The following is a 14,268-nucleotide window of genomic DNA, read 5'->3' on the forward strand; positions in this document are numbered from 1 at the left end:
CAACATCAGGTAGTACCAGGAGACGTCATGCAGGTTTCGGTTGAGAACATCGGCACGCTCGAGCGCAAGCTCACGGTGAAATTTCCCGCGGAGCGGTTCGAGACGCAGGTGAGCGCACGCATCGCGGAGATGGGTCGTACGGTGCGCCTGAAGGGCTTCCGTCCGGGCAAGGTGCCGACCACGGTGATCAAGCAGCGTTTCGGCGACCAGGTGCGTGGCGAGGTGCTGTCGGACCTGATCGGCAGCACGCTGCGCGAGGCGGTGGCGCAGGAGAAGCTGCAGCCGATCGCCAACCCCGCGATCGACACCACCGGCCAGCCGGAAAATGGCGAAATCGCCTATACCGCGACGTTCGAGATCATGCCGGAGTTCCCGACGGTCGATGCGAGCGCACTCGAGATCAGCCGCGCGGTGGCGGTGGTGACCGACGCCGACATCGACAAGATGCTGGAGACCCTGCGCCAGCAGCGTCGCAGCTTCGACGAGGTGGATCGTGCCTCGGCCGAAGGCGACTTCGTGATGTTCGAATATTCGGCCGAAGCCGGCGACTACCGTTTCCCGGCCGAAGGCCTGGAGCGTGCCGGCAGCGTGCTGGGCTCGGGCACCCTGTTCAAGGCGCTGGACGAGGCGCTGACCGGCCGCAAGGCGGGCGATGCATTCGAAACCGCGATTGACTTCCCGGAGGACTTCCGCAACGCGGAGTTGGCCGGCAAGACCGCCAAGGTCAGCTTCAGCATCCTGAAAGTGCAGGAGCCGAAGCTGCCCTCGGTCGACGCCGAGTTCGCCAAGTTGTTCGGCATTGTCGACGGCGACCTGGATACGTTCCGCAAGGAAGTCCGTGCGAACCTGGAACGCGAACTGAAGGCAGCACTGATGGCGCGCCTGAAGTCCGAGGTGGCGGAGAAGCTGGCCACGGCGCACGCGGGGTTGGACGTGCCGAAACTGATGGTGCAGTCCGAGGCGCGCAACATGGCCGCCGGCAGCGTGCCGCAGGGCCAGCAGCCGCCACCGCAGCTGATCGAGGCCGCCATGCCGATCGCGCGCCAGCGCGTGATCGCCGGCCTGCTGATGGGCGAGATCGCGCGCAAGCAGGAGATCAAGATCGACCGCAAGCGCGTGGCCGAGCAGCTGGCGGCGATCGCCTCCACCTACGAGGAGCCGGAAAAGGTCATTGAACTCTACAACGGCGACCCCCAATTGATGTCAGGGCTGCAGAACCGCGTGATGGAAGACCAGGTGGCCGAGTGGGTGGCCGAGCACGCCAACACCACCCAGCTGGACCTGAGCTTCGATGACGTGATGCGCCCAGCCAACGCCTGAGCAATCGGGCCCATCGAGCGGAGAGCTGCAAACATGGCCATGGATCCGATCCAGAACCTCAATTTGGTGCCGATGGTCGTCGAGCAGACCGCTCGCGGCGAGCGCTCCTACGACATCTACTCGCGCCTGTTGAAGGAGCGGGTGGTGTTCCTGGTGGGCGAGGTCAACGACCAGGTCGCCAACCTGATCGTCGCGCAGATGCTGTTCCTGGAATCGGAGAATCCGGACAAGGACATCAACTTCTACATCAACAGCCCGGGCGGCGCGGTCACCGCCGGTCTGGCGATCTACGACACCATGCAGTTCATCAAGCCGAACGTCAGCACGATGTGCATCGGCCAGGCCTGCAGCATGGGCTCGTTCCTGTTGATGGCCGGCGCCAAGGGCAAGCGTTTCGCCCTGCCGAACTCGCGCGTGATGATCCATCAGCCTTCCGGCGGCGCGCAGGGCCAGGCCACCGACATCGAGATCCAGGCCCGCGAGATCCTGTATATCCGCGAGCGCCTGAACAAGCTGTATGTCCAGCACACCGGCCAGACGCTGGAGAAGATCGAGGCGGACATGGAGCGCGACCGCTTCATGAGCGCCGCCGACGCCAAGGCCTACGGCCTGATCGACGAGGTGCTCGACAAGCGTGCCGGAGAAACGGTGAAATCGGCCTGATTTCGAGGTTTTAACCAGGGTCGCGGGATGGGCTCTGCGTCTGCCTGCAGACGCGGAGCCCTGTGCTATTCTCGCGGCGCATTCAGATTTACCAGCGGGATCGAAAGTATGAGCGACGACCGGCAGGGGCGTTCCAGCGACAGCGGCAAGATTCTCTATTGCTCGTTCTGCGGCAAGAGCCAGCATGAAGTGCGCAAGCTGATCGCGGGTCCGTCCGTGTTCATCTGCGACGAGTGCGTGGAGCTGTGCAACGACATCATCCGCGAGGAGCTGGAGGAAAAGGCGGCTTCCGGCCGCACGCAGCTGCCCAAGCCCAAGGAGATCCGCGAATCGCTGGATCAGTACGTGGTCGGCCAGACCCGCGCCAAGAAGGCGCTGGCGGTGGCGGTGTACAACCACTACAAGCGGATCGAGTCGCGCCAGAAAAGCGACGATATCGAACTGGGCAAGTCCAACATCCTGCTGATCGGCCCCACCGGTTCCGGCAAGACGCTGCTGGCCGAGACGCTGGCGCGCCTGCTCAACGTGCCGTTCACCATCGCCGATGCCACCACGTTGACCGAGGCTGGCTACGTGGGCGAGGATGTCGAGAACATCATTCAGAAGCTGCTGCAGAAGTGCGACTACGACGTCGAGAAGGCGCAGTCGGGCATCGTCTATATCGACGAGATCGACAAGATCTCGCGCAAGAGCGAGAACCCGTCGATCACCCGCGACGTGTCCGGTGAAGGCGTGCAGCAGGCGCTGCTGAAGCTGATCGAGGGCACGCTGGCCTCGGTGCCGCCGCAGGGCGGGCGCAAGCATCCGCAGCAGGAGTTCCTGCAGGTCGACACCAAGAACATCCTGTTCATCTGCGGCGGTGCGTTCGCCGGGCTGGAAAAAGTGATCCAGCAGCGTTCCGAAAACACCAGCATCGGCTTCTCGGCCGAGGTGCGCAGCAAGGAGCGCACCGAGAACCTGGGCAAGGTGCTGGCCGACGTGGAGCCGGCCGACCTGGTGCGCTTCGGCCTGATCCCGGAGTTCGTCGGGCGCCTGCCGGTGGTGGCCACGCTGGACGAGCTGGACGAGGCGGCGCTGGTGAAGATCCTCACCGAGCCGAAGAACGCAGTCACCAAGCAGTTCAAGCGGCTGTTCGAGATGGAGGAGGTGGAGCTGGAGTTCCGCCCCGAGGCGCTGCAGGCGATCGCGCGCAAGGCGCTCAAGCGCAAGACCGGCGCGCGCGGCCTGCGCACCATCCTGGAACAGGTGCTGCTGGACACGATGTACGAGCTGCCTTCGCTGGAGCATGTCAGCAAGGTGGTGGTGGACGATGCGGTGATCGAAGGCCAGGCCGAGCCCTACCTGATCTATCGCGGCAACCTGCAGCAGCGGGTTGCGAGTGACGGCGGCGACGCCGCCTGATTTCCTGCCTCGGCGGTGCTGACGACGGCTCCGGCGGTTTCGCCGGGGCCGTTTCTGTTTTGATCGCCTGACTTGAGTAGGCTCCCGCCTGCCTCCACTTGACGAGTTGCAAGGCCCGGCGCAGTGTCGGGACGAAACCAGATCCAGATTCGAGGGACCCTTCCTCCATGGCCAAGAACGCCCCCCTTCCTGTTGTGCTGGACGCTCTGCCGGTGTTGCCGTTGCGCGACGTGGTGGTTTATCCGCACATGGTCATCCCGTTGTTTGTCGGTCGCGACAAGTCCATGCGTGCGCTGGAACGCGCGATGGAAGGCGAGCGGCAGATCCTGCTGATTGCGCAGAAGAGTCCGGATATCGACGATCCGGAGATCACCGACCTGCACCAGGTCGGTACGCTCGCGGGCGTGCTGCAACTGCTGAAGCTGCCCGACGGCACGGTCAAGGTGCTGGTCGAAGGCCAGTCGCGTGTGTCGGTGGAAGACTTCAAGGAAGAAGACGGCATGCTCACCGCCCGCTCGCGGGTGATCGAGCCGGTCTACAACGCCAAGGAGCGTGAGCTCGACGTGGTCTCGCGCACGCTGATCTCGCTGTTCGAGCAACTGGTCAAGCAGAGCCGCAAGCTGCCGCCGGAAGTGCTGGCCAGCCTGTCCGGCATCGACGACCCCTCACGCGTGGCCGATTCCATCGCCGCGCACCTGTCCGTGCGCATGGCCGACAAGCAAAAGGTGCTGGAAACCGCCGATGTCGGCCTGCGGCTGGAACTGCTGATCGGCCTGGTCGACGGCGAGATGGACCTGCAGCAGGTCGAGAAGCGCATCCGCGGCCGGGTCAAGTCGCAGATGGAGAAGAGCCAGCGCGAGTACTACCTCAACGAGCAGATGAAGGCGATCCAGAAGGAGCTCGGCGACGGCGAGGATGGCCCCAACGAGATCGAGGAGCTGCAGAAGAAGATCGAAGGCTCCGGCATGCCCAAGGCCGTGCTGACCAAGGCGCGGCAGGAGTTCGGCAAGCTCAAGCAGATGTCGCCGATGTCGGCCGAGGCCACCGTGGTGCGTAACTACCTCGACTGGCTGGTTGGCGTGCCGTGGAAAAAGCGCAGCAAGGTGCGCAAGGACCTTCAGCTGGCGCAGGAGGTGCTCGACGCCGACCACTTCGGCCTGGAAAAGGTCAAGGAGCGCATCCTCGAATACCTCGCCGTGCAGCAGCGCGTGTCGACGATGAAGGGGCCGATCCTGTGCCTGGTCGGCCCGCCCGGCGTGGGCAAGACCTCGCTCGGCCAGTCGATCGCCAAGGCCACCAACCGGAAATTCGTGCGCATGAGCCTCGGTGGCGTGCGTGACGAAGCCGAGATCCGCGGCCATCGGCGCACCTATATCGGCTCGATGCCGGGCCGCATCGTGCAGAACATCAACAAGATCGGCACGAAGAACCCGCTGTTCGTGCTGGACGAGATCGACAAGATGTCGATGGACTTCCGCGGCGACCCGTCGTCGGCGCTGCTGGAAGTGCTCGACCCGGAGCAGAACCACGCGTTCAACGATCATTACCTCGAGGTCGATCTGGACCTTTCCGAGGTGATGTGGGTCGCCACCGCCAATTCGCTGAACATTCCCGGCCCGCTGCTGGACCGCATGGAAGTCATCCGCATCCCCGGCTATACCGAGGACGAGAAACTCGGCATTGCACAGAAATACCTGCTGGCGAAGCAGCTCAAGGCGAACGGTCTGAAGCCGGAGGAACTCAGCGTCACCGAGGGTGCCTTGCGCGACATCGTGCGTTATTACACGCGCGAGTCGGGCGTGCGCAACCTGGAACGCGAGATCTCCAAGATCTGCCGCAAGGTGGTCAAGGAGCTGGCCCTGGGTCAGGTGAAGAAGGCCAAGGCGAAAGCTTCGCCGGCGAAGGCGGCCAAGGGCAAGGCGAAGGCCGGCCCCGACCGGGTCAAGGTGGATTCGTCCAACCTGGACCACTATCTGGGCGTGCGCCGCTTCGACTTCGGCCGCAAGGAACTGCAGAACGAGGTGGGCCTGGTCACCGGGCTGGCCTGGACCCAGGTTGGCGGCGAGCTGCTCAGCATCGAGGCCTCGGTGGTTCCAGGCAAGGGTCGGCTGGTGCATACCGGCCAGCTTGGCGACGTGATGAAGGAATCGATCCAGGCGGCGCTGTCGGTGGTGCGCGCGCGCGCCGACCGGCTGGGCATCGATCCGGAGTTCCATCAGAAGTTCGACATCCACGTGCACGTGCCCGAGGGCGCCACGCCGAAGGACGGCCCCAGCGCCGGCATCGCCATGTGCACCGCGCTGGTTTCCGTGCTGACCAAGGTGCCGGTGCGTTCGGAGGTGGCCATGACCGGCGAGATCACCCTGCGCGGCCGCGTGCTGCCGATCGGCGGCCTCAAGGAAAAACTGCTGGCGGCGCATCGCGGCGGGATCACCACGGTGATCATTCCGGAGGACAACAAGAAGGACCTGGTGGACATGCCGGCCAACATCACCTCGTCGCTGGAGATCCATCCGGTGCGCTGGATCGACGAGGTGCTGGATATCGCCCTGGAGCGCCCGTTGCAGCCGAATCCGGCCAAGGAAACCACCCCCGCTGCGGTTGCCGGCGAGTCGACGGAAGGGCACTCGTTGACGCACTGATTCGCCCGGTGTTGCTTCACCGGTGGTGTTCCATCCGAAGTGCCCTGCCATGCAGGGCACTTTTTTTGTTTTTCCCCGTGGGTCGACGAAGTTGTCCCACTGCTCCCGCGGTATCGGTTTTGCAAGCGTTTCCGCAAGTGGTGAATCTCCGGGAAACCTTGCTGTGACTTGTGTTGCGGAGCCCGGCAGGGCACTGGTATAAAGGCGCTACCGCAGTCCCGGCGTTGTATGTCAGCGCAGCGATGCGGGGTTGCGTTACGGCCCAGGCATGAGCCAACCATCCATGTCGCTGCTGTCCGTCTCCGTACCGACCGCACTGACGAAATCCGAACAAGGGAGTTTTTCAATGAATAAAACCGATCTGATCAATGCCATCGCCGAGAAGGCCGAGCTGACCAAGGCCGACGCTGGCCGTGCTCTCGAAGCCTTCTTCGAGACCGTGCAGAAGTCGTTGAAGAAAGGTGAGGATGTCTCGGTGGTGGGCTTCGGCACGTTCACGGTGCGCAAGCGCGCTGCCCGTACCGGCCGCAACCCGCGCACCAACGAGGCGATCAAGATCAAGGCCTCGAAGGTGCCTGCCTTCAAGGCTGGCAAGACCCTCAAAGATGCCCTAAACTAAGCGGCTAACGCTTGGTTTCGGGTGCTTAGCTCAGCGGTAGAGCGTCGCCCTTACAAGGCGGTGGTCGTAGGTTCGATCCCTACAGCACCCACCAGAAAAATGCGGAGTGGTAGTTCAGTCGGTTAGAATGCTGGCCTGTCACGCCGGAGGTCGCGGGTTCGAGTCCCGTCCACTCCGCCACAGTTCGCAAGGGCGCCCGTGTGGCGCCCTTGTCATTTGAGCGATGTGCGCACGCGCGGTCCTGCACGCACGTCGGCAGGCGGTTTGTTCCATCCGCGCATCATGCGCTTTCACCACCTTGCGGGAAGATTGCAATGCTGCAGGCAATGCGTAACAAGATGCACGGATGGCCGTCCATCATCGTGCTCGGCCTCGCCGTCCTGGCGATGTCGCTGTTCGGCATGGAGAGCTACTTCATGTCCAACGACGACGCCTTCGTGGCGAAGGTCGGCAAGCACGAGATCGACCAGCGCGCCTATCAGGATCGCGTGAACCAGCTGCGGCAGCAGGCAGCCGAACAGCAGGGCGAGCATTTCGATTCCAGCGCCTTCGAAAAGAACGAGACGAAGCTTCGCATCCTCGACGGCATGATCGACGAGCAGTTGCTGCTGCAGGCCAATACGGACTGGGGCCTGCGGGTTTCGGATCTGTCCATGCGTGATTACATCGCCTCGATCCCGGCGTTCCAGGTCAACGGCCAGTTCGACGCCACCAGCTACCGCGCATGGCTCACCAGCCAGTACAAGACGCCGGAGATATTCGAAAACGAGATCCGCGCGTCATTGGCCACCCAGTTGCTGCCGGCGGCGATCAGCGCCAGCACCAGCACCAGTGACGCCCAGCTCGACGGCTTCCTGAAGCTGCTCAGCCAGCGCCGCGACCTGCGCTACTTCCAGCTGCCGCGTCCCGCGCTGGAGAACAACGCGGTCAGCGATGCCGAGATCGAAAGCTGGTACAAGGCGCACCAGGCCGATTACATGAACCCCGAGCAGGTCTCGGTGAAGTACGTCGAAGTCGTCGGCGCCGACCTGCCGCTGGCGGCCGAGCCGAGCGACGAGGAGCTGAAGAAGCGCTACGCGAGCGAGAAGCAGCGTTTCGTGCAGCCGGAACAGCGGCAGGTCTCGCACATCCTGATCAACGTGCCGGCCAACGCCACGCCGGAGCAGCAGAAGGCCGCCCTGGCGAAGGCCGAGAAGATCGCTGCGGAGGCCAACCCGGGCGACTTCGCCAAGCTGGCCGAGCAGGATTCGCAGGACCTGGGTTCCCGTCGCCTGGGTGGCGACCTGGGCTGGCTGGAAAAGGGCGTGACCAACGAAGCCTTCGATTCGGCCCTGTTCGCGATGCAGAAGGGGCAGATTTCCAAGCCGGTGCTGTCCTCCGACGGCTACCACATCATCTGGCTGCGCGACATCCGCAGTGGCGAATCGAAGCCGTTCGAGGAGGTGCGCGAGCAGCTGGTCAAGGAAGCGACCACTGCCGAACGCGACCGTACCTACAACGACGTCGCGGGCAAGATGTCCGACAACACCTACCAGAACCCGACTTCGCTGGAGCCGGCCTCGGTCGCCCTGAAGCTGCCGATCAAGACCACGGCGCTGTTCACGCGCAAAGGTGGCGAGGGCGTGGCGGCGAACCCGAAGGTGATCGCGGCGGCGTTCAGTGACGACGTGCTGGTCCAGGGCAACAACTCGGGGTTGATCGAGCTGGGCAACAACCACTCGGTGGTTATTCATATCGACCAGCACGTGGCCGCGGCGGCCAGGCCGCTGGCGGAAGTGCGGGCCGACGTGCAGCAGAGGATCCTCGACGCGCGCGTCGCCGCCATCGAGAAGAAGCAGGCCGACGACGCCTTGGCCCGCCTGCGCAAAGGCGAGTCGATGGACGATGTAGCGAAATCGCTGAGTGCCAGCATCACTACGGCGAACGAAGTGGTCCGGCGTGCGCAGATGCCGGCGCCGCTGCTGACGCAGGCGTTCCTGCTGCCGCACCCGGCGGCGGGCAAGCCGCAGTACGCCGCGGTGGACATGCAGGACGGCAGCTATGTGCTGCTGGCCGTCGACAAGGTGCAGGACGGTGACTTGTCGAAGGTGCCGCCGGAGCAGCGCGAGTCGCTGCGCCAGCAGATGGCCCAGGCCTACGGCTATGAAGCCACGCGCGAGTTGATCGACCAGCTCAGGGCGAAGACCAAGATCAAGATCAACCAACAGCGACTCTGAGTCGTCGGCGAGCGGACGCGACCGGCACCATGCAGAAGGGGCAGCCAGTTTTCGGCTACCCCTTTTCACGTACGGCGGGGACTGCCGAGTGCTGCAGTGGAACACCGATAGTGCGGATGGTGCGGCGCTTGCCGTTCGGGCAATGGAGCCAGGGATTCTGTTCTGGCTCGTCATCCCCGCTTTTGCACGGGTGACGGCAGTTCTTCGGACCTTTCCTGGTTCGGCGCGCTTACCGTCAGGGTCTGGCCAGGCTTCAGTGCATGGCCGCCCAGGCGGTTCCAGCGCTGCAGCTGGCTGACGCTGATCGAATAGACGCGGGCGATCTGCCACAGGCTGTCGCCGCGCCTCACGGTATGGGTCTTCCGGACCATGCTTGCCTCAGGCGCCGGCCTGGCCGCGATGTCGCCGCCGCCCGGGCCGGCCAGCAAATCGCCGCCGGCGCTGCTGGCTTGTTCGAGTAGGGCATCGCGGAACTGGCGGGCGTGGCGGGCCGGCAGGATCAGGTAGGGGGCCTTGCTGGCATCGATCGTATTGCTGCGGAACGCCGGGTTGAGGTGTCTCAACGCCTCCACCGACATGCCGGCGTGATCAGCCGCCCGCGTGATCGGCATCGAGCGGGAGATCCCGGTCTGCACCAACTGCTGTTCGTCCGGCAGCGTGGGCAGGCTGACGTTGAAGCGTTCCGGTTCGCGTACTACGCAAGCCATGCCGAGCAGCCTGGTCAGGTGTTCGCGCGTCACCTTGCGCACGGGCAAGTGCGGGATCGCTGGCTGCTCCGCGGGCATGCCGTGCGTCCGGATCATCTGGCGTATCTTGAATTCGCCGGCGTTGTACGCGTAATCGGCCACGCGCCAGTCCTGGAACTGTTCGTGGTACTGCTCGAGCAGTTTCATCACGGCGTTGGCGGCGGCGGGCACGTCGAGCCGGCCGTCGTAGTGGCCATCGACACGCAGCCCCATCGCGCCGGCGGTCACCGGCATGATCTGCCACATGCCGGCCGGGCGGCGCTTGCGCGCAGCTACCGGCTGGAAGCGGCTTTCTACCCAGGGCAGCAGCACGAACTCGCCGGCGACGTCGTAGCGGTCCGCCACTTGCTGCACGTAGACCAGACGCGGCAGCACCGCCTGCAGCTGGCTTTCGAACTGCCGCGGATGGCGCGTGTAGTATCTGGCCCACGCCAGCACGGCGGGGTCGGCGTCGCAACCCGGCATGGCAAAGCTGCTGCGCAAGCGCTCCCAGACGTCTGCCTCGGGAGCGGGCGCAGGTTCGGCAGCCGGGGCTGCGGTTTCGGCGGAAACCGGGGATGCCGGCGGGTTCACTGCGGTCGGCGGTTGGGGGCTGTGTGTGGGAGCGCTGGCGCAGGCAGCGAGCGCCATCGCCAGAAATGCCGGCAGAAAGCGGGCAGCCCGCCTCATCCGGCGAATCCGTCTTTGGCACTGCGCATGGCCGCAAAGCGCGCGGTGCGGCCATGGCCGGCGCCCTGCCGCCCGCCCCAGGCGATGACGGCGTCGGCGTCGACGCGCAGGAACGGATTGGTCGCCCGCTCGCGGGCAAGCGGCACCGGCAGGGTCGGTCGAAGTTGCCCGCGCAGCGCGGCCACTTCCTGCAGCCGTTGCCGCAGGTCCGCATTGGCTGGTTCGATGGTGCGCGCGAAGCGCCCGTTGGCTTCGGTGTACTCGTGGCCGGCGCATACCAGGGTATCGCCAGGCAATTGCGCGAGGCGATCCAGCGAGGCGAGCATCTGCGCCGGCGTGCCCTCGAACAGGCGACCGCAGCCCAGGCTGAACAAGGTATCGCCGCACAGCAGGAAACCGGCGCCGACGTAGGCGACGTGGCTGAGCGTGTGGCCGGGAATCGCGATCACCTCGAAGTGCGCAGAGGGGGCGGCCAGCTCGACCCGATCGCCGTCGCGCACTCGTATGGTCACGCTGGCAATGCGTTCGTCGTCGGGCGCGTAGACCGGAACGTCGTGGCGTTCGCGCAGGGCCGGCACGCCGCCGATATGGTCGTGGTGGTGATGGGTCAGCAAAATCGCACGCAGTTGCAGACGATGCGTGGCCAGTGCCTGCTCGACCACCGCGGCATCGCCCGGGTCGACCACGATCGCGTTGCCGTCGTCGTCGTGCAGCAGCCAGATGTAGTTGTCGGTCAGCGCCGGTAACGGGATGAGATGCAAGGCGGGCTCCGCTGCGTTTGGGGAACATCCGGCGAACCGGGTGTCTTCCCTGTGGAACGACAGACGCAGCCATCCGGGGCGCGCATGAGGCGGTCGAATATAAAGGGGCGTCGATACTCGCTCGTTAGCAGAACGTTAACCCGCGGCGCTGCTGTTCAGCAGCGTGCGGCAGTTCCGTCTCGCCTGCGACCTGCTGCGCGATGTCGCCAGCGGCTACACTCCTTCAGATGAACGACCGGGTCAGCCGCAAGCAACAACGTGATGACCTCATCTATGCCAGCGCGCCGTTGCGTCGTTTGCTGGATGCGCAGAGCTGCGCGCTGAAGCCGGCCCTGCAGCGTTGTGCCGGCGTCCATGCGCTGTTGCTGGGCGCTGTCCGCGGCGATGCGCCGCCGGCGCTGCCGATGCTCGGCTGCTGGACCAGCCTGCACCTGCTGGAAGGACGCTTCGTGGGTGATCTGCGGGCCGCCGCGGACGAGCCCTTGCCCTTCATCGACGATGCGTTTGAACTGGTGTTGCTGCGGCATGCGCTGGAGGTGGCGCCGCTGCCCTCGAACCTGCTCGATGAGGCGGTACGCGTGCTGGCGCCGGGCGGCGTGCTGGCGTTGACCGGGATGCACCCGTTCAGCGGCTGGTCGCCATGGTGCCGCTGGCATGCGCGTCGCAGGCCCCCGGCCCTGCAGATGCCGTGGCGGCTTCGACGCCAGCTCGAGCTGGCCGGCATGACGATCGAGCAGCTGCAGCGGGTGGGCAGCGTGTGGCCGGGAGGAAAGACCGCGCGGCATACGCTCGCCGGCGCTTTCGGTGGCGGCTATGTGCTGGTGGCGCGCAAGCGTCGGCGCCTGGCCACGCCGCTGCGGCTCAAGCCGGCGTCGGTGCGCGTGCCGGCGAATGGTCGGCTGTCGCCGGGGACCCGGCGCAGCGCGGCTCTGTGATTTCCAATGGAGTACGTGGGCAACGATGAGCGAAGTGGAAGCATTTACCGACGGCGCCTGTCTCGGCAATCCGGGGCCGGGCGGCTGGGCCGCATTGTTGCGGGCCAAGGGCAGCGAACGCATGTTGGCCGGCGGGGACCCGGCTACCACCAACAACCGGATGGAGCTGATGGCCGCGATCGGTGCGCTGGAAGCATTGAGGCGGCCGTGCCGGGTGACCCTCACCACGGACTCGCGCTACGTGATGCAGGGCATCGAGCAGTGGCTGCCTAAATGGCGCGCGAACGGCTGGCGCACTGCCGACCGGAAGCCGGTGAAGAACCAGGACTTGTGGCAGCGCCTGTCCGATGCGATCGGCGACCACCAGGTGCGCTGGCAGTGGGTGAAAGGCCACAACGGCCACAGCGAGAATGAACGCGTCGACCAGGCCGCGCGCGAACAGGCCGAACTGTTGAAGGGCAGGGCATGAGGCAGATCGTTCTCGACACCGAAACCACCGGCCTGGAAGTGCGCCAGGGTCATCGGCTGGTGGAAATCGCCTGCGTGGAAATGGTGGAGCGCCGACTCACCGGCCGTCACTGGCAGACCTACCTCAACCCCGGGCGCGCGATGGACGAGGGCGCCAGCCAGGTCACCGGCATCCGCGATGAGCATCTGGTCGACAAGCCGCTGTTCGCCGACAAGGTGGACGAGTTCCTCGCTTTCGTCGATGGCGCCGAGCTGGTCATCCACAATGCCAGCTTCGACGTGGGCTTCCTCGATGCCGAGCTGGCGCGGCTGGGCGAATCCTATGGGCGCATCGGCGACCGCTGCAGCGTGCTGGACACCTTGGCGATGGCGCGCGAGCGCTACCCCGGCCAGCGCAACAGCCTCGATGCGCTGTGCAAGCGGCTCGGCGTGGACAACTCGCGGCGCGACCTTCACGGCGGCCTGATCGACGCGCAGCTGCTGGCCGATGTGTACCTGGCGATGACCTCGGGGCAGGTGGCCTTCGACCTTGGCTTCGAGGGTGCGAGCGAACAGCTCGACGTAGTGGTGACGGCGCCGATGGTGCTGCACGCGCGGCCGCAGGTGCTGCGTGCCTCAATGGAGGAGTTGTCGGCGCACGAGCAACGTCTGGATGCGCTGGACAAGGGCAGCGCGGAAGGGCAGAGCGTGTGGCGGCGGTTGGGGTGATGCGTTCAGCGTGACAAGCAAGATGCCCCGCGAGAGTGGGCTGCAGGTGGGATTGTTCGGCCCATCCATGGGCTGAACCCCTTCGCGCTGCGCGCTGCGGGGCCAGCCTTCGGCTGTCCAAATTCGTTCCTGACGAATTTGTCGAACCGGTGGGTTCTCATCCAGCCATCGCCACTAGAAAAGCAAAACGCCCCACTTGGGGGCGTTTTGCTTTTCTGGCGGAGAGGGTGGGATTCGAACCCACGGTACGCTTGCACGTACGCCTGATTTCGAGTCAGGTACATTCGACCACTCTGCCACCTCTCCGGTGCGGTGCATGGTGGCGCATGCGAGCCGGGAATCATACGCGAGCGAACTTGCCGTGACAACAACCCGCGCTTCCGGCATGCTGCAGCGGATCGCACCCGCTGAAAACCCATGATCGAATTCGGACACGGAACGCACGTCGGCCTGCGCCGCACGCGCAATGAGGACACTTATTACGCCGATGCCTCGCTTGGCCTGTTCCTGGTGGCCGATGGCATGGGCGGGCATCAGCATGGCGAGGTGGCGTCGGCGCTGGTGCGTGACACCGTGGTCGAACTGGTCGGCCAGGGGCATGGCCTGGTCGAGGCCGCGCGCACCGCCGCGGAGCGACTGCTTGCGCACGCCCGACCCAGCTTCGACGTGCTGCCCATGGGCACCACCGTCGCTGCGCTGCGCATCGTCGGCGAAGGCTACGAGGTCGCCTGGGTCGGCGACAGCCGGATCTACCTGTGGAAGAAGGAGCTGAGGCAGATCAGCCACGACCACTCATTGGTGCAGGCACTGGTCGAAGCCGGCCAGCTCGATCCGACGCAGGCGGCCCAGCATCCGCAGCGCAACGTGCTGACTCAGGCGCTGGGCGTGACCGCCATCGAACAACTGCATATCGGCATGGCGCGGGGGCAACTGGAACCGGGCATGGGCTTCCTGCTGTGCAGCGACGGATTGACCGAGGGCGTCAGTGACACCTCGATCGCGCGGGTGGTGGCGCGTACCGACCTGGCTGCCCAGGAGTGCGTGGACCAGTTGCTGTTGAGCGCTCTCGACAGTGGCGGCGACGACAACGTCACGGCATTGCTCGTGCGTTGCAGCTGAA

The 14,268-nt window shown here is 65.3% G+C and carries 12 protein-coding genes and 3 tRNA genes; 12 read left to right on the top strand and 3 right to left on the bottom strand.

Annotated features, from left to right (window positions below; translation table 11 throughout):
- The first annotated feature begins 27 nt into the window (after nt 1-27).
- The 8 genes from tig (at nt 28) to UUA_RS04930 (ending at nt 8,861) form a co-directional block, all read left to right on the top strand.
- Entirely contained in the window at nt 28-1,320 is a 1,293-nt protein-coding gene (gene tig / locus UUA_RS04895; protein ID WP_008434770.1) for a trigger factor, read from the top strand.
- Nucleotides 1,321-1,353: 33 nt separating this feature from the next.
- Nucleotides 1,354-1,983 carry an ATP-dependent Clp endopeptidase proteolytic subunit ClpP gene (clpP, locus tag UUA_RS04900; protein WP_008434771.1) on the top strand — a complete coding sequence of 210 codons (630 nt, stop codon included), beginning with the start codon at nt 1,354-1,356 and terminating at the stop codon, nt 1,981-1,983.
- 108 nt (nt 1,984-2,091) lie between these two features.
- Nucleotides 2,092-3,384, top strand: coding sequence for an ATP-dependent Clp protease ATP-binding subunit ClpX (clpX, locus tag UUA_RS04905; RefSeq protein ID WP_008434772.1), 1,293 nt, complete (start codon nt 2,092-2,094; stop codon nt 3,382-3,384).
- A gap of 167 nt (nt 3,385-3,551) precedes the next feature.
- Nucleotides 3,552-6,026 carry an endopeptidase La gene (gene lon / locus UUA_RS04910; protein ID WP_039953580.1) on the top strand — a complete coding sequence of 825 codons (2,475 nt, stop codon included), beginning with the start codon at nt 3,552-3,554 and terminating at the stop codon, nt 6,024-6,026.
- A 346-nt stretch (nt 6,027-6,372) separates the two neighbouring features.
- Entirely contained in the window at nt 6,373-6,645 is a 273-nt protein-coding gene (locus tag UUA_RS04915; protein WP_007511239.1) for an HU family DNA-binding protein, read from the top strand.
- 19 nt (nt 6,646-6,664) lie between these two features.
- Nucleotides 6,665-6,739: transfer RNA gene (locus UUA_RS04920), tRNA-Val, on the top strand.
- A gap of 9 nt (nt 6,740-6,748) precedes the next feature.
- Nucleotides 6,749-6,825: transfer RNA gene (locus tag UUA_RS04925), tRNA-Asp, on the top strand.
- A 134-nt stretch (nt 6,826-6,959) separates the two neighbouring features.
- The gene (locus tag UUA_RS04930; RefSeq protein WP_008434778.1) at nt 6,960-8,861 is read left to right on the top strand and encodes a SurA N-terminal domain-containing protein; all 1,902 of its coding nucleotides are present in this window, start codon (nt 6,960-6,962) and stop codon (nt 8,859-8,861) included.
- A 170-nt stretch (nt 8,862-9,031) separates the two neighbouring features.
- Here UUA_RS04930 and UUA_RS04935 read toward each other — a convergent pair whose 3' ends face one another.
- Nucleotides 9,032-10,072 (bottom strand): transglycosylase SLT domain-containing protein, encoded by a 1,041-nt coding sequence (locus UUA_RS04935; RefSeq protein WP_008434780.1) that lies wholly within the window; start codon nt 10,070-10,072, stop codon nt 9,032-9,034.
- 200 nt (nt 10,073-10,272) lie between these two features.
- Nucleotides 10,273-11,037, bottom strand: a complete 765-nt coding sequence (gloB, locus tag UUA_RS04940; protein ID WP_008434781.1) for a hydroxyacylglutathione hydrolase — start codon at nt 11,035-11,037, stop codon at nt 10,273-10,275.
- Between the two features lie 227 nt (nt 11,038-11,264).
- Here gloB and UUA_RS04945 point away from each other — a divergent pair, with 227 nt between their 5' ends.
- Genes UUA_RS04945 through dnaQ form a run of 3 tightly spaced genes read left to right on the top strand, consistent with a single transcriptional unit; the run spans nt 11,265 to nt 13,148 of the window.
- Entirely contained in the window at nt 11,265-11,972 is a 708-nt protein-coding gene (locus UUA_RS04945; protein ID WP_008434783.1) for a methyltransferase domain-containing protein, read from the top strand.
- A 25-nt stretch (nt 11,973-11,997) separates the two neighbouring features.
- Nucleotides 11,998-12,441: a ribonuclease HI gene (gene rnhA / locus UUA_RS04950; protein ID WP_008434785.1), complete on the top strand. Its 444-nt coding sequence runs from the start codon at nt 11,998-12,000 to the stop codon at nt 12,439-12,441.
- Nucleotides 12,438-13,148 (top strand): DNA polymerase III subunit epsilon, encoded by a 711-nt coding sequence (gene dnaQ, locus UUA_RS04955; RefSeq protein ID WP_008434787.1) that lies wholly within the window; start codon nt 12,438-12,440, stop codon nt 13,146-13,148. The genes rnhA and dnaQ overlap by 4 nt, the downstream gene beginning before the upstream one ends.
- Before the next feature lie 216 nt (nt 13,149-13,364).
- Here dnaQ and UUA_RS04960 read toward each other — a convergent pair.
- Nucleotides 13,365-13,454 (bottom strand) — tRNA-Ser (locus UUA_RS04960).
- A 111-nt stretch (nt 13,455-13,565) separates the two neighbouring features.
- Between UUA_RS04960 and UUA_RS04965 the strand changes: the two genes are divergently transcribed.
- Nucleotides 13,566-14,267, top strand: coding sequence for a PP2C family protein-serine/threonine phosphatase (locus UUA_RS04965; protein ID WP_008434789.1), 702 nt, complete (start codon nt 13,566-13,568; stop codon nt 14,265-14,267).
- The last annotated feature ends 1 nt before the right edge of the window (nt 14,268 follow it).

The organism is Rhodanobacter thiooxydans LCS2 (genome assembly GCF_000264375.1).
GTDB classification, from domain to species: Bacteria; Pseudomonadota; Gammaproteobacteria; order Xanthomonadales; family Rhodanobacteraceae; genus Rhodanobacter; species Rhodanobacter thiooxydans.